Origin of the sequence: Acinetobacter bereziniae LMG 1003 = CIP 70.12 (genome assembly GCF_000368925.1) — a bacterium.
GTDB classification, from domain to species: Bacteria; Pseudomonadota; Gammaproteobacteria; order Pseudomonadales; family Moraxellaceae; genus Acinetobacter; species Acinetobacter bereziniae.
Genome location: NZ_KB849755.1, coordinates 1462061 through 1481225, shown reverse-complemented (window position 1 = coordinate 1481225; position 19165 = coordinate 1462061). Strand labels below are relative to the sequence as shown.

General features: G+C 38.5%; 12 protein-coding genes. 5 read left to right on the top strand and 7 right to left on the bottom strand.

Annotated elements, in window-relative coordinates:
• Positions 1-20 precede the first annotated feature (20 nt).
• From F938_RS08755 to F938_RS08735, 5 genes are all read right to left on the bottom strand, one after another.
• Positions 21-2954 (bottom strand): FAD-binding and (Fe-S)-binding domain-containing protein, encoded by a 2934-nt coding sequence (locus tag F938_RS08755; protein WP_005030955.1) that lies wholly within the window; start codon positions 2952-2954, stop codon positions 21-23.
• Positions 2955-3040: 86 nt separating this feature from the next.
• The gene (gene amaA / locus F938_RS08750) at positions 3041-4324 is read right to left on the bottom strand and encodes an L-pipecolate oxidase (RefSeq protein WP_004827763.1); all 1284 of its coding nucleotides are present in this window, start codon (positions 4322-4324) and stop codon (positions 3041-3043) included.
• A 136-nt stretch (positions 4325-4460) separates the two neighbouring features.
• Entirely contained in the window at positions 4461-5954 is a 1494-nt protein-coding gene (gene amaB, locus F938_RS08745) for an L-piperidine-6-carboxylate dehydrogenase (RefSeq protein ID WP_005030953.1), read from the bottom strand.
• 46 nt (positions 5955-6000) lie between these two features.
• A complete protein-coding gene (gene hglS / locus F938_RS08740; RefSeq protein ID WP_005030950.1) occupies positions 6001-7380 on the bottom strand; it encodes a 2-oxoadipate dioxygenase/decarboxylase HglS in 1380 nt (459 codons plus the stop codon).
• A gap of 14 nt (positions 7381-7394) precedes the next feature.
• Positions 7395-8672: a 2-aminoadipate transaminase gene (locus F938_RS08735; protein ID WP_005030949.1), complete on the bottom strand. Its 1278-nt coding sequence runs from the start codon at positions 8670-8672 to the stop codon at positions 7395-7397.
• A gap of 253 nt (positions 8673-8925) precedes the next feature.
• Here F938_RS08735 and F938_RS08730 point away from each other — a divergent pair, with 253 nt between their 5' ends.
• From F938_RS08730 to F938_RS08715, 4 genes are all read left to right on the top strand, one after another.
• Complete coding sequence (locus tag F938_RS08730; RefSeq protein ID WP_005030948.1) at positions 8926-10197, top strand: Glu/Leu/Phe/Val family dehydrogenase; 1272 nt, start codon at positions 8926-8928, stop codon at positions 10195-10197.
• 534 nt (positions 10198-10731) lie between these two features.
• On the top strand, positions 10732-12009 hold the full coding sequence (locus F938_RS08725) for a sensor histidine kinase (protein WP_005030947.1): 1278 nt from the start codon (positions 10732-10734) through the stop codon (positions 12007-12009).
• Positions 12010-12162: 153 nt separating this feature from the next.
• Positions 12163-14913 carry a bifunctional [glutamate--ammonia ligase]-adenylyl-L-tyrosine phosphorylase/[glutamate--ammonia-ligase] adenylyltransferase gene (glnE, locus tag F938_RS08720; protein WP_005030946.1) on the top strand — a complete coding sequence of 917 codons (2751 nt, stop codon included), beginning with the start codon at positions 12163-12165 and terminating at the stop codon, positions 14911-14913.
• A gap of 26 nt (positions 14914-14939) precedes the next feature.
• The gene (locus F938_RS08715; protein WP_005030945.1) at positions 14940-15866 is read left to right on the top strand and encodes a branched-chain amino acid transaminase; all 927 of its coding nucleotides are present in this window, start codon (positions 14940-14942) and stop codon (positions 15864-15866) included.
• A 91-nt stretch (positions 15867-15957) separates the two neighbouring features.
• On the opposite strand, the gene F938_RS08710 is transcribed toward F938_RS08715, so the two are convergent.
• Both F938_RS08710 and F938_RS08705 read right to left on the bottom strand, forming a co-directional pair.
• Positions 15958-16980: an NAD-dependent epimerase gene (locus tag F938_RS08710; RefSeq protein WP_005030944.1), complete on the bottom strand. Its 1023-nt coding sequence runs from the start codon at positions 16978-16980 to the stop codon at positions 15958-15960.
• A complete protein-coding gene (locus F938_RS08705; protein WP_005030942.1) occupies positions 16977-18146 on the bottom strand; it encodes a nucleotide sugar dehydrogenase in 1170 nt (389 codons plus the stop codon). The genes F938_RS08710 and F938_RS08705 overlap by 4 nt, the downstream gene beginning before the upstream one ends.
• A gap of 235 nt (positions 18147-18381) precedes the next feature.
• Here F938_RS08705 and F938_RS08700 point away from each other — a divergent pair, with 235 nt between their 5' ends.
• On the top strand, positions 18382-19152 hold the full coding sequence (locus F938_RS08700) for a hypothetical protein (protein ID WP_004827776.1): 771 nt from the start codon (positions 18382-18384) through the stop codon (positions 19150-19152).
• Positions 19153-19165 lie beyond the last annotated feature (13 nt).

Genomic DNA, 19165 nt, shown 5'->3' with positions numbered 1-19165 from the left:
GACCCGATGATATTTAAGACTCAGCCCAATTTTTCTAACAGAACCTGAATAGGATGGCGAAGTTGAGTTTTTTCTAAACGTTTGACTTGAGTTCGACATGAATATCCAGTTGCTAAAATCCATTGGTGGTGCAGTTCTACCTTACTTTGCCATGATTGTTGATAAATCATTTTTGATTGGTTTAAATGTTCAGTTTCATGACCATAGGTTCCAGCCATACCACAACATCCCAAAGTAAGTGATTCAAGTTCTAAGCCAAACACTTGGAAAATATCTTTCCACATTTGATTCGATTTAGGTTCTTGTGTTCGCTCAGTGCAATGCCCAGCTAAATAATACATGGATTGAGTTGTTGATAATTTTGGCAGTTCAAATTCGTCCAAGCGTTGCTTTAGCCATTCTTGTACCAACATGACTTGATAACGATGTTCAGGCAATTCTTCAGTAAATCTCTTATGATATTCTTGACGAAAAACTAGAGTCATTGCTGGATCCAAACCAACTATAGGATAACCTAAATCAGAAACTTGATTTAAGAGGGTAATATTTTTTCTTCTCAGCTTTTCAAACTCATCAAGGAAACCATGCACATGCAAAGGTTTTCCGTTGGGGAAATAGGGCAATACATAAGGGATAGCCCCTAATTTTTTTATTAGCGTGATTAAATCCAAAAAGACAGAAGTATCAAAATAGCGTGTGAATGCATCTTGTACAATGAAAACCACATCATGCTCATTACTGGGTAAATTATTTAAGTCCTGATCAACGAGGACAGCACCATATGTTTGTAATCTTTCCTTCACTTTAGGATGAAACAATGGGATATCTGTCATTCTGAGTATTTTTTTCTGGAATGATTTTAGTAAGGTCAGTCTTTGTGTCACATTATATAAAGATGAGATCGATGCGACTTGGGGTAAGATAAATTCCAATTTTGCCAATATATAATCACGAAGTTGACGAGGATATCGTTGATGATAGCGGGCTAAGAAACGTGCTTTTGCATCAGGAATGTCTACTTTAACAGGACATTGTCCAACACAGGATTTACAAGACAAACAACCATGCAAAGCCTCATATACCTCCTGATCAAAACCCATACTAGATTGTTGATTTTCCTCTCGTCTAAGCCACTCTTTCACTAATGTTGCACGTCCTTTGGGAGAGTGAATACGATTTCGTGTCACTTTATAAGAAGGGCACATGGGATCATTTAAATCATAATTAAAACATGCGCCATTTCCATTACAGTGCATGGTCGTGCCAAAATTATTCCAGTCGATCTTTGAAATTTGACGATCATAATCCCCGCGTAGCGGAATTTCGGTGAGTCCGATCAATTTACTGGTGGGTAATGTTGCAGGCGTTGCAATTTTCCCAGGGTTGAGTTGATTAAATGGATCAAAAAGCGCTTTGATTTGTTGTAATAGGGGATAGGCTTGTCCAAAAAATATAGGGGCGTAACCAGAACGCAAGCCTTTACCATGTTCTCCCCATAACACACCACCATAATGATGCGTTAATTCGACGACCTTCTCTGTAATTAATTTTATCATTCCCAATGACTTGGGGTCTTTCATATCCAATGCCGGGCGTACATGCAGTACACCAGCATCAACATGTCCAAACATGCCGTATTCCAGACCATGATGATCTAAAAGCTGTCTAAAATCTGCTATATACTCCGCCAAGTACTCAGGGGGAACGGCTGTATCTTCAACAAAAGGCTGAGGTCTTTTTTCCCCTTCGACATTACCCAATAATCCGACTGCACGCTTACGCATTGCATAAACGTGATTAATTTCAGTTTCTCCCCATGCAACAGTGGTACTGAGTCGTTCGATTTGTCTGTCTTGAGATAAATGCTGTAAAAAATCTTCTAGATGTTGTTTTAATTCAATTTCAGTTGTTGCATCAAGTTCAACTAAATTAATCCCCTCAATCGGTTTTTCTAAATGATTGTCTGGAAAAAATTTTGCGACATTGTGCCAAACGATATCATTTTTAGCTAAATTTAAGACTTTGGAGTCAACCGTTTCAATTGATAGTGGCTTATGTTGCATGAGCACATTGGCATCTTTTAATGCATCCTGAAAATTGGTATAGCCGATATTTATTAACAGTCGATACTTTGGAATCTCTAAAACGTTTAATTCTGCCTCGACAATAATGCCTAAAGTTCCTTCACTACCACAGAGTAGGGCGTTTGGATTAAAATATTCATCATCCAATAAATTAGGCAAATCATAACCCGTCAATGATCGATTCAACGATGGGAAACTATTTTTAATTATGTCTTGATTAATTTTAGCGACTGTAAAAATCTGGTGGTATAAATTTTTCTGAAAGGGAGTTTTATCTAAAATTTGTTGTTGCCATGATTCTCGTTTTAATGCTTGGGAATGTAAAATCTCACCACCCCTTAATACTGTAGATAAACGCGTTACGTGATGACGTGTTTTTCCATATCGGCAACTCCCTTGTCCACTTGCATCTGTATTAATCATTCCTCCAATGGTTGCTCGATTTGAAGTAGACAGTTCAGGAGCAAAAAATAAACCATATTTTTTTAATTCAGCATTGAGTTGATCTTTGACGACACCAGCCTGAACAATAGCCTTTTTTTGTTGAACATCGATCGATAATATTTTATTCATGTGTCGAGAAACGTCGATGACAATTCCATTTGTTAAAGATTGTCCGTTCGTTCCTGTACCACCACCGCGAGCAGTCAATACTACAGATTGATATTGATGTTCACTCACAAGACGCATAATCATTTCAATATCATGTTGATGTTTCGGATAAATAATCGCTTGCGGATGGTATTGATAAATTGAATTATCTGTAGAAAATACTTGGCGAGTCGCTTCGGAACAATCTATTTCACCTTCAAAACTGGATTGGAGTTGTTCAATAAACTGCTGCGTTATAATTGCTAAATCCTGTTTCATATATATGCCTTATTAAAATCACGAACAAGCATTGTCTTGCTTTGGCAATGACAGTTTTAGTTAAGAATTCTTTAACTCTTGGTCATTTAAGAGATAATTCTTAAACATTGACCTGCGTGATATAAGGTAATGCCACAGTCATAGAACATTGCTCGAGCATTACGGAAAGAGACTTTGCTTGATTCCAGATCACTAAAAGGTAGCGGTAAGTTTTCACGATCATCATCTTGAAGATACTGAGCAAATGCTTTTCCCATCAATGTGCCAGTCGTGATTCCTCGACCATTAAAGGCAGTTGCAGCCACAATTCCTGGTGCGGGTTCAAAAATACGCATAATATGGTCTGTGGTAAATCCAAATTTTCCAGTCCATTGATATTGCCATTTGAGTTTACCCAATTCAGGAAAGTATTTTTGGGTGATTAGATCAGCCCAAGAATGATAAATGCTCTCTTTTCCTTCATGTCCACCGACAGTTCCGAGTAACAAACGATTTTCTTTATCTCGGCGAATACTTGATAACGCTAAACGTGTATCCCATGAACCATTTTTATAAGGTAAAATTTTATCTGCAATTGAGCCAGTCAAAGGTTCAGAGGCAATTTGATAATATTTAACAAAATAAATAGTTTTTAGAATTTCAGTCCATTCACCTTGTGTGTAAGCATTGGTTGCTAAAACAACTTTATCCGCAGTAATGCTTCCGGAGGTGGTTTTAACACACCATTGCGAGTCGCTTTTCACAATCTCATTCACAGATGAATTTTCGTAAATTTCAACATTTAAACGCTTGGCAGCTTGTGCTAGACCTGTGACATAGGCATATGGGTTTATGGTTCCTGCTCGCTTATCAAGTAACGCTTTTTGAACCACTTTTGTCCCACAATATTCATGACATTTTGCACCTGTCAACACTTCAACATTTGCACCGCGACGACTCAGTTGAAGGTAACGGTGATCAATATCAGCTTCACCTTCCGAGTTATGCGCCATGTGTAGATTACCAGTGCGAGTATCTTGTGCTTGTATACCTAAGCGATCAATCGTATCAAAGACCAGTTGTGGTGCATGACCTAATGCTGTGGTCAACTTTTCTCCGACTTTTTCTCCCAAATATTTATTTAGCTCATCTGGTTGAGCCCATGTTCCTGCATTGACCAAACCGACATTACGCCCAGATCCTCCAGAACCAACTTCTAAACTTTCTACGACTACGACACGGTGTCCTGCTTCTGCTAAATGAATTGCTGCTGATAGACCAGTGAATCCGCCACCAATAATACAAACATCAGTATTTATATCTGTTTGTAATTGAGGGAAATGAGGTACATTATCCACGAGGGTTGACCATAATACTTGATTTTTTAACATGATTATTGCTCTATCCTTATAGCAATCAAATCGCAACATCAAAATGTTGTTGTTTTTAGATCATTCAATATACTTTTGCATTTTAAGGGTTAAATAAGGTTATATGCTCATTTAACCCTGTGATTATAATAAATAATTAACCAAAGTTAATCCCTTGAGCTAAAGGTAATTCCCGAGAATAGTTGATGGTATTTGTTTGTCTGCGCATATAGCCTTTCCAAGCATCTGAACCAGATTCACGCCCACCGCCTGTCTCTTTCTCACCACCAAATGCACCACCAATTTCTGCACCACTCGTACCAATATTGACATTCGCAATACCACAATCACTCCCAACAGCACTGAGGAATTTTTCAGCTTCACGAATATCGTTGGAGAAAATACATGAAGATAATCCTTGAGGAACATCATTTTGGAGATCGAGGGCTTCGTCAAAATCCTCATAGCCAATCACATATAAAATCGGTGCAAAAGTTTCTGTTTTAACGACATCATCTTGTGCCGTCACTTCAACCAATGCTGGTTTGACATAGTAAGCATGAGGAAATTGATCTGATAATACTCGTTCACCACCTGTTACTTTTGCACCTGCTTGTTGCGCTCGAACAAGCATTGTCTGCATTTGATTAAAAATATGTTCGTCAATTAATGGTCCAACAAGATTACCTTCTAAAGGGTGTCCAATTGAAACTGTGGCATACGCTTTCTTTAATTTTTCAACAACCTCAGCTTGAATCGATTTATGTACAATTAAACGACGTAGTGTAGTACAACGTTGACCTGCCGTACCTACTGCTGAGAATAAAATACCGCGGATGGCTAAATCCAAATCAGCTGTTGGCGCAAGAATCATGGCGTTATTCCCCCCCAATTCGAGAATACATTTGCCAAAGCGTTCTGCGACTTTCGGACCAACAATTTTACCCATACGTGTACTACCCGTTGCACTAATCAATGCAACACGCTCGTCAGTCACTAGTTTTTCACCAATTGAAGCATCACCAATGAGTAATTGGGATAGCTGTGCAGGTGCATCACGACCAAATTGTTTAACCGCTTTTTCAAACAATGCCTGACAAGCTAATGCAGTAAGTGGCGTTTTTTCTGAGGGTTTCCAAATTACAGCATTACCACAGATTAAAGCCAATGCTGTATTCCAAGACCAAACGGCAACAGGAAAATTAAATGCGGAAATTATGCCGACAACACCTAATGGATGCCAAGTTTCGCGCATGTGATGTCCTGGTCGTTCTGAAGCAATCGTTAAACCGTACAATTGGCGTGATAAACCGACTGCAAAGTCGCAAATATCAATCATCTCTTGAACTTCGCCTAGACCTTCCTGAGCAATTTTACCTGCTTCCCACGAGACCAAAGCGCCAAGTTCATTTTTATATTCGCGTAAAATTTGCCCAAAAATACGCACTAGTTCGCCACGTCGCGGAGCAGGGACTTTTCGCCATTCTTTAAAAGCAATGAGTGCCTGTTGAATACAGCTATCAGCTTGTTTAAGATCATTTACAACAACCTGTCCAATGACACTTCCGTCAATTGGAGTTTTTACGGTTAATGAACCTGTTTGATACGCTTCAGCAGCAACACCTAATTTATTTAATAATTCCTGAATCATGTTATTTCCTTTCCATCATTAAAATGAATAACTCATCAAAGCCTTGTTATACCTTTGACACAATTGATTGATTTAAAGTTGCTAAACAAGCCTCTATTGATTGCTGTTGAGCCTGGGCATAAAGTTGGATTTCATCAAATACTTTTGTGCCTAAACACTGCTCAAAAACGTCTTGATTTGAAGTTGAGCTGTAATCTGTTTGTTCATTTCCGCCCAAATTGGACTGAAAAATTCCTGCTGCAGAGACAGGTAAAAAATCTTCATAGACAATCGGTTCAATTCGAACTCGACCTGTATGAATCAATTCAGGCAAATCCGTTTCTGTCCATACCTGATGAGTGCTAAATGGTTGTGCGTAATAATAAAAGTAAGCTAAATCCTCTACGGCCAATGTGGTGTAACAATCTGGAAACGCTTTGAATGTTTCCTCTAAAATCTGCATATATTGCGCTGCATTTTCTTCAGTCGCGATACCGCCTAATTGCTGTTGTGCTTTGACAAGCAATTCATCATAAAGTTGACGACCTTTTGGTGTAAGCGCAACGCCTCGTTGTTCAATTTCACCAAAACGAGCAGTATGACTTCCTTGTTGATCTGTAAAGATCACTTGTTCCTGTAAAGCTTTAAAGCTGGTTTGACGCAATAAAATCGGACAACGTCGACGAGGTGGTCCTTCGATTATCGCTTTAGGTGTAATCCCACGCCCCATCATTCCATTTTGAACTTGGTCAATATCAAGTGTTCTCGGTGTTAAATGATTGATATGTGGTCCTTTAAATGCAACAACATCAGCAATTAAACGATGTTGGTCATGTAATGCTTGATATAAATCAGCAGTGACTGGTGCATGAGTATGCCAACGGAATGTCTCTAAAACTTCAATAATAAACAGATCTGCATCATCTACACTCAATCCACCTTGCAGTTCATGTTTTGCCGTCAAAGCCAGCGCTTTTTCAGTAAAAATTTGACGTTTTGCCAGCGTTTCTTTTGCGAGTTGGCGTAATTCAGAATGATCCACTAACTCCAGACGTAATAAAGAAGTAAATACTCGGAATGGGCTATGATTTAAAGCATCTGTTTGGATTGCCCGAAATGCAGTTGCATGTACAGGAACACCAGCAGGTACTAAGTCATAATAACCTACAGGGTACATTCCCATCACCGCAAAAATGCGACGCATATTATGAAGTTCTTCTGCTGTTCCCAATCGAATTGCGCCGTGGCGTTCTTGTGATAAACGAGTTAATTCACCAGTTTGTTGTAATTGCGCTTTTAAAACAGTTTGCTGTTCTAAAACAGATTGGTTTACGTCATCCACTAATTCTATTAAATCACCATATAATGGAACTTCGTTTTGATACATCTCTGACATTAACTTTGAGAATTTCGCTCGGATCTCATCCACATTGATCCAATTAGTCATGACTATCTTCCTTTTTAAACACTTGTCATCATTTCTTGATGAGCAGTTTCTGCCAAAATTTGTTCCAATATATCCAGACCTTCTTTTAATACTTTAGGTTCTATCGTCAATGGGGTTAATAGACGAATAATATTTTTCTCTTGTCCGCTTGACATGAGTAATAGACCTTTATTTCTAGCCTGAGTCAGAATGTTTGCTAATACATGTGTACCTGCACCATATTGGGGGTGATAAAGTTCAATACCACGCATCGCGCCAATACCGGTTAAACGTCCCAACCAAGGTGTTAAATTCTGTTGTTTCCACTTTGAATAATAAGCTTCAATTGTCTCAATATAATGTTGAATATTTTCTTGGTAAATTTGAGATCGCATGATGTCGAGTGTGGCTAAACCTGCTGCACAAGCAATCGGATTACCTGAATATGTTCCACCTAAAGCCCCTTTATGTGGATGATTCATGTATTCTGCTCGACCAATTAAAGCGCCTAAAGGTATGCCACCTGCAATACTTTTTCCGAGTAACAGTAAATCAGGTTCAATCCCTAACTTTTTAAAAGCAAAAGCTTCACCTGTACGACCAAAACCAGATTGAATTTCATCCAGAATGATTAAAATGCCATTTTTTTGACAGAATTCTTGTAAAAAATGTGCAAAATCGGCATTCATGACGTGAAAGCCACCTTCGCCTAAGACTGGTTCAAATATAATTGCCGAGATATTTTTTATATCCACTTCGACTTGGAACAATCGAGCCAAAGCTTTTTTTGCTTCCTCGGAAGTTATATCGTTGTCTTTGCTCGGATATGGAATATGATAAACAGGACCGGGTAAAGCACCGAGCCCACCTTTATAAGGTGCTACTTTGCCGTTTAAATTCACAGCAGCTAAGGTGCGACCATGGAAGCCACCATCGAAAGCGATGACACCGGATCTTCCCGTAACTGTACGAGCTACTTTTAAAGCATTTTCGGTTGCTTCGGCACCGCTATTGGTGAGCATTCCTACAATTGGATATTCAACTGGAATAAAATCAGTGAGTTGTTCCATAAACTGTACATAAGGCTGATGATGTGCAGCATTAAAAGCATAATGAGTAAGTTTTTGGGCTTGGTGCTGGATCGCTTTGACAATTTTTGGATGACAATGCCCAAAATTTAGGACACCTATCCCACCAATAAAATCAATATACCTTTTACCATTTCGATCCCAGACTTCTGCATTCAGACCTGTCTCAAGTGTAATGGGGTGAATAAGTCCTAAAGCACTTGAAATTCTTTGATAATTATCCACTTCATTTTTCTCGATAGAATTTATTTGATGTTGTTATTTAAACCTTCGAAATATCGTCCTACAAACGAATTAAAATACTCACACTATTCCTTTTTTTCGTATCACTTTTTCCGAAAATTGCTTTCATAAACAAAAAAATTAACCTAGTTTAATTGATTAAAAGTTAAGTAAATATCTTTGAGAAATTTGTGTATTTACTTAGACATTATTAATAACGTGATAGAGCAGAACAAATATCAGTTGGATATTCAATATGACAAAACTCTCTTATATTCAAGCAAATGATGCAGCTTGGTTAACTTTTCTTGAACAAATTGAACGCGTATCTCCCTATTTAGAGCATCTAAAACAACATATTGAGATATTAAAAAGACCCAAAAGAGTTCTTATCGTAGATGTACCGATTGTCATGGATGATGGTTCAATTCAACATTTTGAAGGTTATCGTGTACAACACAATTTATCACGTGGTCCTGGTAAAGGTGGTATCCGCTATCACCAAGATGTCAATCTGAATGAGGTTATGGCGCTTTCAGCATGGATGACGATCAAAACAGCGGTATTGAACCTACCATTTGGAGGTGCAAAAGGGGGTGTCCGTGTCGATCCACGTAAATTATCGGCTCGAGAATTAGAGCGTTTAACTCGTCGCTATACCAGTGAAATCAGTCATATTATCGGTCCTCAAAAGGATATTCCTGCACCAGATGTTGGAACAAATCAACACGTAATGGGGTGGATTATGGACACCTATTCATCAGGTCAGGGATATACGGTTACTGGTGTGGTCACTGGTAAACCTATTCACTTGGGGGGTTCATTAGGTCGTGTAAAGGCAACTGGTCGTGGAGTATTTGTTACAGGTCGCGAAGTTGCGAAGAAAATTAAGCTCTCCCTTAAAGGAGCTAAAGTTGCTATTCAAGGTTTTGGTAATGTAGGGAGTGAAGCTGGTTTTTTATTTGTGGAATCAAATGCAAAAGTTACTCACATTCAAGACCACACAGGGACTATTTTCAATAAAAACGGTATTGATCTTGAGGCATTACGTGATTATGTCACTGTGAATGAAGGTGTCGGTGGTTTTACTGGTGCACAGCTCATTGCTGATGAAGAATTTTGGTCAGCAGAAGTTGATATCATGATTCCTGCGGCTTTAGAGGGGCAAATCACCATTGATCGTGCTCAGAATTTTCAAGCTCAACTGATTTTAGAGGGGGCAAATGGTCCAACTTATCCAAAGGCAGAAGATATATTGGTTGAACGAGGTATTGTTGTCGTTCCTGATGTAGTCTGTAATGCGGGTGGGGTGACTGTAAGTTACTTTGAATGGGTGCAAGATATGGCAAGTTATTTTTGGAGCGAAGAAGAAATTAATGAGCGTTTAGACAAACTCATGGTTCAAGCAATTGAGGATGTTTGGAATACGGCAAATAACAATACATGTACCTTACGTACAGCGGCTTATATCTTGGCGTGCGAACGTATTTTAAAAGCGCGTAAAGAGCGTGGTGTTTTTCCTGGATAAAGAAATAAATGACTCAAGAAATATGTTTTACTGGATGGCTATTAGCAGTAATACATGTGTTTTAGAGCGGTAATTAACTATAAATATTTAAATAAAAAATAATTGTTTTGCTGCTTTTATTGACACGATGTTTATATAAAATTATGTCATTCAAAAATCTACTTTCAGTGATAGCATATCGGTTTACACGCTCTCCTTGCCCATCTATAGAATCATTCTCTATTCAACAGAACCCAAGCGAATACAAATGGCTTGGGTATTTTTTCAGTTCACAGAATTAAATACTATTGTGATTTGATAGACGGTGTTTGATTACAAAAATATGATTTTTTTTGAAATTTTTAACTTTTCTATTTTAATTAAAAGTATTACTGCTATAGTGTTTTATGTGAACATTTGTAAATGTACAGCGACGTCTTTGATGCTATTTTTTTATTTTTCGAATTAAGTTTTTATCTATTTAAAAGAAATTAATATTAGAAATGGGTGAGTTTAATCAATAACGTGTGAACTGAAAGTGAAAATGAGGTAAACATGAAACTAGAATTCTTAGACTCTCATCAAACTGAGCAACTCAGTGCATGTCGATTGTCGCTCATTTTAGGAGCTTATACACCAGACAATAAAATTGAGCGCTATCTGAAAATTGTCCGTGCTATTTTGAATGTCGAAAATGCCTTTTTTAGCTTTCACAATGAACCTTATGCATGGGTTGCCAATAGTGAATGTGACTTTGTTGCCGCTTATCTTTCTCCAAAGCCTAATCTTTTACCAGATTTTCAAAATACGTTAATTGTTGAAGGTACACACCCAAGTTATCCAGAATGTTCAGATTATATCACGGAGATTGGTCTTAGCCATACACGACTTATCGCTTATGACTTTAGACTTCAAGACAGCGAGTCCATCGCGCATGTCTATTTTTATGATCATCAGTCCGAGAATTTCTCGGCTAAACAAAAACTATTATTAGAAGAGTTGAGTGATGACCTTGTGACGATATTGCAGCGCAAGTCGGAGTCTCAAGACTATTATGAGCTTTATGAACAAGAACGTGCTCTAAATTTCAGTAAAACAAAGTTTTTTCAGGTGATTGCCCATGATTTACGTGCACCATTTCATGGATTGATTGGTTTTTCAGATGTTTTAGCCAATGAGCGAGAAACCTTGGATGAAGAGAATATTCATAGTATTGCACAATATTTGCATGATACTTTGCAGTCCACATATGCTTTACTTGAAAATTTACTCAATTGGGCAATGTCAGAAGGAGGTCGTTTTGTCTATCACCCGATTAATTTTAAGCTCAAACAGACCACCAAAATTGTTTATGATGTACTGCAACCCTTAGCAGTCAATAAAAATATTCAATTGATTGAAAATGTTGCTGATGATCTAACGGTTTTTGCAGATATGAATATGGTAACCTCCATTATTCAAAACTTAGTGTCCAATGCTTTAAAATTTACTCAAACTGATGGTTTAGGCAAAGTGACGATTTCCGCTCAACCTGTGGGAAATCGTATTGAAATCATTATTCATGATACTGGTTTGGGTATGACTCAGGCACAGATTGAACAGGTTTTTGAACCGCAACTTAAAGCCAGTATAAAAGGTACGATTGGTGAACAAGGTACAGGCTTAGGATTGGTATTGTGCAAGAGATTTGTTGACTTAAATCATGGGCAAATATCAGTTAGCTCTCAAAAAGGTGAGGGAACAACTTTTGTCGTTGCCCTCCCTGCGGCAAAAAATGCCCATCAGTCTTTGCTGGATACAGACCTAAAATCAGATAAAGTAAAAATTTTCTAATCTTCAACGTATGCGATGAAATTTTAAAGTGATCAATGTGTGTTTTTTGATGTTTTTTTAATCTGTGCTTTTTTATACAACGATAAAAGACTCCCTAACAGTCAATCAAACTGCTATAAATAATCATATAAAACATCAGTACAGGCTTTTCTAATGAATGCTGAGCAATTGCAAAAAACCTTACATGCCAGTCAGTATGCAGAACAAGTATTAAGTCTACATCAAAGTGTATTAGAACATGATTATGCAATTGATCAATTTCAAGTACCACTCAGTACCTCGCAAATTCAACAACTTGTTGATGATAATTTAGCAGCTATTCAAGATGAAATTACATGGATGCGTGTGTTAAGGATACTTCGTGCACGTTTGATGTTCCGTTGGATTTGGCAGGATGCCAATCAACTCACCGATGTAGTGACATTGACCCGTGAACTTTCGGATTTTGCAGATATTTGTATCGTTGCAGCCAAAGATTTTGCGCGGGCTCCACTCATTGCCAAACATGGTGAGCCAGTCGGGTATAACGGTAAAATTCAAGATCTGATCGTGATTGGTATGGGGAAGCTTGGCGCACAAGAGCTTAATTTATCAAGTGATATCGACCTGATTTTTGCTTTTGATGAACAAGGTGAAACCAATGGACGCAAATGTATTGATGTACAGCAGTTCTGTATTTTGTGGGGACAGAAGCTGATTTATTTGCTGGATCATATTACTGCGGATGGTTTTGTTTTTCGTGTAGATATGCGTTTACGTCCTTGGGGGGATGGTTCAGCCCTCGCGATTAGTCATGTGGCATTAGAAAAATATCTCAGTCAGCATGGACGCGAATGGGAACGCTATGCATGGATTAAGGCACGTATTATTACGGGCGGACAAGAGGGTGATAGTCTTTTGGACATGACACGCCCATTCGTATTTCGTAAATATGTTGATTACACCGCATTTGAAGCCATGCGCGAAATGAAAGCTATGATTGAGCGTGAAGTGGCACGTCGTAATATTGCCGATGACATCAAGTTGGGTGCAGGTGGGATTCGTGAAGTTGAATTTATTGTCCAAGTTTTTCAATTGATTTATGGTGGCGCTAAATTAGAGCTGCAAGATCGCCAATGTCTCGTCAGTCTTCAGCATTTAGGTGAGGTTGGATTACTCGATTCACAATCTGTTGTTGACCTTGAAGATGCCTATTTATTTTTACGTCGCGTTGAACATGCGATTCAAGCACTGAATGATCAACAAACTCAATCTTTGCCGACTGAGCCTGAGTTACGTCAACGGCTGATTGATACATTGGGCTTTACTGATTGGGATAATTTTATTGATTTTTTAAATCAAAAACGAGAAAAGGTGACGTTCCAATTTAAGCATTTGATTAAAGAAAAGGGACTTGAGTCGCCTATTGAAAGCTATAGTCAGCTTGAGAGCCAGCTCAATGAAATTTTAGATGATGATGCTAAAAACTTAATTCATGAGTTTTGGTATGGTCATGCCATCAAAAAATTACCTGCAAAAGCCGTTCAACGTCTAAAAGAGTTTTGGCCACATTTGGTTGAAGCAATTTTACAGTCGAATAGCCCGCAAGTTGCGTTGATGCGTTTAATGCCATTGGTCGAGTCTGTCATGCGCCGTACGGTGTATTTGGTCATGCTGATCGAAAGTAAAGGTGCATTGCAGCGGTTGGTTAAAATGGCGACAGTAAGCCCATGGATTTGTGAGGAATTAACGCATTATCCAGTGCTTTTGGATGAGTTCCTTTCGATGGATTTTGAGCTTCCATCAAGACATTATTTAGAGGATTCTTTACGTCAACAGTTGCTACGTATTGAAATTGATCAAGTCGAAGATCAAATGCGAGTACTGCGCCTGTTTAAAAAGTCCAATGTACTGACAGTGGCTGCAAGTGATGTATTGGCTGAAAGTCCGTTGATGAAAGTGTCTGATGCTTTAACGGATATTGCGGAAGTTTCAGTTATTGCAACATTAAATTTAGCCTATCAAACAGTGGCGAAACGTCATGGATATCCAATAGATGCAGAAGGGCAGCGTTGTTCTTTGGAGCATATGGCATATTGTGTGATTGGTTATGGTAAGGTCGGGGGAATTGAGCTCGGTTATGGTTCAGACTTGGATTTGGTGTTTATTCATTATATGGATGAACAATCGGATACAGATGGTCAAAAAGCCATTAGTGGCTTTGAATTTGCGATGCGTGTTGCTCAGAAGTTTATGTCATTGATGACAACTCAGACCTTAGATGGTCGTGTTTATGAAGTGGATACGCGTTTGCGTCCTTCTGGTGAAGCAGGACTTTTGGTAACCAGCTTAAAGGCATTTGAACAGTATCAACTGAAAAGTGCATGGTTATGGGAGCATCAAGCCATTGTTCGAGCACGTTCGATTGCTGGTGAGCCAACATTGAGAGCCAAGTTTGAGGAATTGCGCTGTAAGATTCTTACCTTACCAAGACAAGAGGAAACAGTTCGTCAAGAGGTCCTCAATATGCGCCAAAAAATGAAAGATCATCTGGGCTCATCAAAAGATCAGAAAAAAGATGGAATTTTTCACTTAAAACAGGATGCAGGTGGTATCGTTGACATCGAATTTATGGCACAGTATGTCGTATTAGCCTGGAGTGGGACGAATCCTGATCTCGCCCATTATTCCGACAACGTACGAATCCTTGAAGATGCCGCAAAGGCAGGTTGCTTATCCAGCGACGATGTATCCGCATTGATTCAAGCTTATCTCAGTGAACGCGCCGAGAGCCACCGTTTAGCACTTGCAAATCATAATATGCAAGTAAGTGCTGCGGATTGGCACGATACCCGAGAGGTCGTTTGCAAGTTATGGCAAAGATTAATTGATCCAACAGCGACTTTCGCTTTGGAAAGTGAATAATTGTGTAAAAATTTGGAGTGTGCGCCATGAATTTGGCTGATCGTGATGGTTTTATTTGGCAAGATGGACAAATGGTTGAATGGCGTGAGGCTAAAATTCACGTCTTAACACATACTTTACATTATAGTATGGGTGTGTTTGAGGGTGTCCGTGCTTATGAAACACCAAATGGTACCGCGATTTTCCGTCTCCAAGATCACACAAAACGTTTGTTAAATTCTGCAAAAATTTATCAAATGAAAGTTCCATTTGATCAAGCAACGCTTGAGCAAGCTCAGATTGATGTGGTTCGTGAAAATAAATTGGCATCATGCTATTTACGCCCAATTATTTTCATTGGTTCGGAAAAATTAGGTATCGCTGCAACAGATAATACCATTCACGCAACAGTAGCTGCGTGGAGCTGGGGTGCATATCTTGGTGATGAGGCAATGGCGAAGGGTATTCGTGTTAAAACCTCATCATTTACCCATCATCATCCAAACGTGACGATGTGTAAAGCCAAGGCTTCAGGTAACTATACTTTGTCAATTCTTGCTCACCAAGAAGTGGCACATTCAGGTTATGACGAAGCGATGTTGATGGATCCTCAAGGTTATGTATGTCAGGGTTCTGGTGAAAACGTATTCTTGGTGAAAGATGGTGTTTTACATACACCAGATATCGCAGGCGGTGCTTTGGATGGTATTACCCGTCAAACGATTATTACCATTGCTAAAGATCTTGGTATTGATGTCGTTGAACGCCGTATTACCCGTGATGAATTCTATATTGGTGATGAAGCATTCTTTACCGGGACTGCTGCTGAAGTGACGCCAATCCGTGAATATGACGACCGTCAAATTGGTTCAGGTGTACGTGGTCCGATTACTGAGAAGATTCAAAAAGCATTCTTTGATGCTGTTCAAGGTAAAGATCCAAAATATGCACATTGGCTGACTTATGTAAAATAAGCCATTCAATGCTAAAAAGGATTCCATTTGGAATCCTTTTTTTTTGTTTTAGCTTGAGCAATCGCAATGGCTGCTACATCGTCATATTGTATTAAACCTTATAAAAGTCTCGGTACCAATCAACAAACTGTTTTACACCTTCATCTACAGAAACTGATGGTTTATAACCCACCATATTTTCCAATGCAGTACTATCAGCAAAGGTATCTGGAACATCACCTGGCTGTAAGGGTAATAATTCTAAAATAGCGTCTTGACCGACAGCCTTTTCAATTGCATGAATATATTCGATCAATTTGACTGGATTATTATTGCCGATATTAAAAATACGGAATGGCGCATAGCTGGTCGATGGATCTGGATTTTTGCTGTCCCAATTTGGATCAGGTTGTGCAATTTGATCACTTGAACGAATAATACCTTCGACAATATCTGAGATAAAAGTAAAGTCGCGGGTGTGATTGCCATGATTGAAGACAGGAATAGAGCGACCTTCAATAATATTTTTAGTGAATTTAAATAGCGCCATGTCTGGACGTCCCCAAGGACCGTATACTGTGAAGAAGCGCAGTCCTGTCGTGGGTAAATTAAATAAATGGCTATAACTGTGCGCCATGAGTTCATTGGCACGTTTGGTTGCCGCATAGAACTGAACAGGGTGATTGACACCATGTTTTTCACTAAATGGCATGGTGGTATTGGCACCATAAACACTACTGGTGCTGGCATAAGTCAGATGTGGCGTTTTGGCATAGCGACATGCTTCAAGAATATTGGTAAAGCCAATAAGATTACTCTCTACATAACTAGACGGGTTTTCTAGAGAGTAGCGTACACCTGCCTGAGCTGCTAAATGAATCACTCGATCAAATGAATGATCTTGGAAGCATTGGTCAACAATAGTTTTATCTGCAAGGTTGGCACGAATAAAAATGAAAGAACCTTGAACGTGTTCTGCTGTATTTTTTAAAACGTCTAATCTGGCTTCTTTCAATGCAGGATCATAGTAATCATTGACATTGTCAAACCCAACAACATCATCACCACGTTCTAATAGTTTTTTTGCAACATTGAAACCAATAAATCCTGCTGCCCCTGTAACGAGAACTTTCATTCATCTGCTCCGAAAATATCTCGTGTATAAACTTTGTCGAGTACATCACTGAGATCGCTTGAAATACGATTGGCAATAATTACATCACTTTGCTGTTTAAATTGCGCTAAATCATTGACCACTTTAGATTTAAAGAAATCATCATCTTGTAACGTGGGTTCATAGACAATCACTTCAATTCCTTTTGCCTTGATACGTTTCATCACGCCTTGAATTGCTGAAGCTCTAAAGTTGTCTGAACCACTTTTCATGACTAAACGATAAATTCCGACCGTATTCGGGTTGCGTGCAATGATCGAGTCAGCAATGAAGTCTTTACGTGTGCTATTTGAATCAACAATGGCTTGAATCAAATTGCTTGGCACATGATGATAATTTGCTAGAAGTTGCTTGGTATCCTTAGGGAGACAATATCCGCCATAACCAAAAGATGGGTTGTTATAATGATTCCCAATGCGTTGGTCCAGACAAACACCCTCAATAATTTGTTGAGTATCTAAACCAAAAATTTGCGCATAAGTATCAAGTTCATTGAAGTAAGCAACACGCATCGCCAAGTAAGTGTTGGCAAATAGTTTGATGGCTTCTGCCTCAGTAGAGTCAGTAAATAAAACTGGACTATCTTTTTTAATTGCGCCTTCGATCAGTAAATCAGCAAATTGCTGCGCACGCTCAGACTTTTCACCCACAATAATTCGGGATGGGTATAAATTGTCATGCAGTGCTTTGCCTTCACGTAAAAATTCAGGTGAGAAAATGAGATTCTCAGTATGAAATTTTTCTTTTAAACTTTTGGTAAAGCCCACTGGAACCGTGGATTTGATCACCATTACAGCATGCGGATTAATTGCTAAGACTTGCTGAACCACACTTTCAACACTTTGCGTATTAAAATAATTGGTTTTGGTGTCGTAATCTGTTGGGGTTGCGATGATCACAAAATCAGCATCTTGATAAGCTGTTTCATAATCTGTGGTCGCTGTGAAATTCAGTGTTTTTTCTTTTAAAAATAATGAAATATCAGCATCTTGGATAGGCGATATTTTATTGTTGAGCATGTTAACTTTAGATTCTAAAATATCAACAGCAACAACTTCATGATGTTGTGCAAATATCATTGAATTGGATAAGCCAACGTAACCTGTTCCAGCGACTGCTATTTTCATAAAAACCTAATATAGAAAATGTGCTTGCAAAAGTTGTATTCGGCATTTTAACGAATTGTTTAAAGCATCCCATCCTCAAAAAACTGGAATAATGAAATAAACATCATACGTATAAATGGCTTGAGCATCATAGCATATTCTGATGAAACAAATTGTTCAGCATATGCAATCGAATACAGTAACTTGGCTATGGTAATGGTATGATATAGAGATTGCTCAGGTGGAAGATTGATGCATGCAGGTTAATGAATCAAATTTACAGTCAAATAATTTAGTTGAATCAGAACAAAATATTGTTTTGTGTATGAAATGGGGAACCAAGTATGGTGCAGACTATGTCAATCGACTGTATAACATGGTCAAAAGACATACCACCATTGATTTTAAAATGGTCTGTTTGACTGACCGTACAGAAGGTATCAACCCAGACATTCAATGTTTTCCAATTCCACCATTAGCATTGCCTGAAGGAAGCCCAGAACGTGGCTGGAACAAATTATCGACTTTTGAACCTGACTTATATGGTTTAAAAGGGAATTTACTGTTCTTAGATCTTGATGTGGTGATTGTTGATAATATTGATGATTTCTTTACTTATCCGGGTGAGTTCTTAATTATTCATGATTGGAAACGCCCTTGGCGAGTCACAGGAAATAGTTCTGTGTACCGTTTTAAATTGGGTTCTTTTCCAGACATTTTGCCTTACTTTCGAGAAAACTTTAAAGAAATTAGTCATAAGTTTAGAAATGAGCAAGAATATTTGTCGTGGTATGTCGATCAGCAGAAAAAGCTCAGCTATTGGCCAAAAGATTGGTGTAAGAGTTATAAATATCATTGTTTACAAAAGCTGCCATTGGCCTATTTTAAGCCACCAGTAAAACCACAAGATGCCAAAATCATTATTTTTCATGGTGAAATAAATCCACCTGATGCAGTCACGGGTGGCGGTGGTAAATGGTATCGTTATGTATTGCCTTCAGACTGGATTAAAGACGCTTGGCAATAATTCAACCATATCC

Bases quoted from the DNA above. Each gene is read 5' to 3' on its own strand.
- F938_RS08755 (WP_005030955.1), bottom strand. From the start codon at position 2,954: ATGAAACAGGATTTAGCAATTATAACGCAGCAGTTTATTGAACAACTC.
- amaA (WP_004827763.1), bottom strand. From the start codon at position 4,324: ATGTTAAAAAATCAAGTATTATGGTCAACCCTCGTGGATAATGTACCT.
- amaB (WP_005030953.1), bottom strand. From the start codon at position 5,954: ATGATTCAGGAATTATTAAATAAATTAGGTGTTGCTGCTGAAGCGTAT.
- hglS (WP_005030950.1), bottom strand. From the start codon at position 7,380: ATGACTAATTGGATCAATGTGGATGAGATCCGAGCGAAATTCTCAAAG.
- F938_RS08730 (WP_005030948.1), top strand. From the start codon at position 8,926: ATGACAAAACTCTCTTATATTCAAGCAAATGATGCAGCTTGGTTAACT.
- F938_RS08725 (WP_005030947.1), top strand. From the start codon at position 10,732: ATGAAACTAGAATTCTTAGACTCTCATCAAACTGAGCAACTCAGTGCA.
- glnE (WP_005030946.1), top strand. From the start codon at position 12,163: ATGAATGCTGAGCAATTGCAAAAAACCTTACATGCCAGTCAGTATGCA.
- F938_RS08715 (WP_005030945.1), top strand. From the start codon at position 14,940: ATGAATTTGGCTGATCGTGATGGTTTTATTTGGCAAGATGGACAAATG.
- F938_RS08710 (WP_005030944.1), bottom strand. From the start codon at position 16,980: ATGAAAGTTCTCGTTACAGGGGCAGCAGGATTTATTGGTTTCAATGTT.
- F938_RS08705 (WP_005030942.1), bottom strand. From the start codon at position 18,146: ATGAAAATAGCAGTCGCTGGAACAGGTTACGTTGGCTTATCCAATTCA.
- F938_RS08700 (WP_004827776.1), top strand. From the start codon at position 18,382: ATGCAGGTTAATGAATCAAATTTACAGTCAAATAATTTAGTTGAATCA.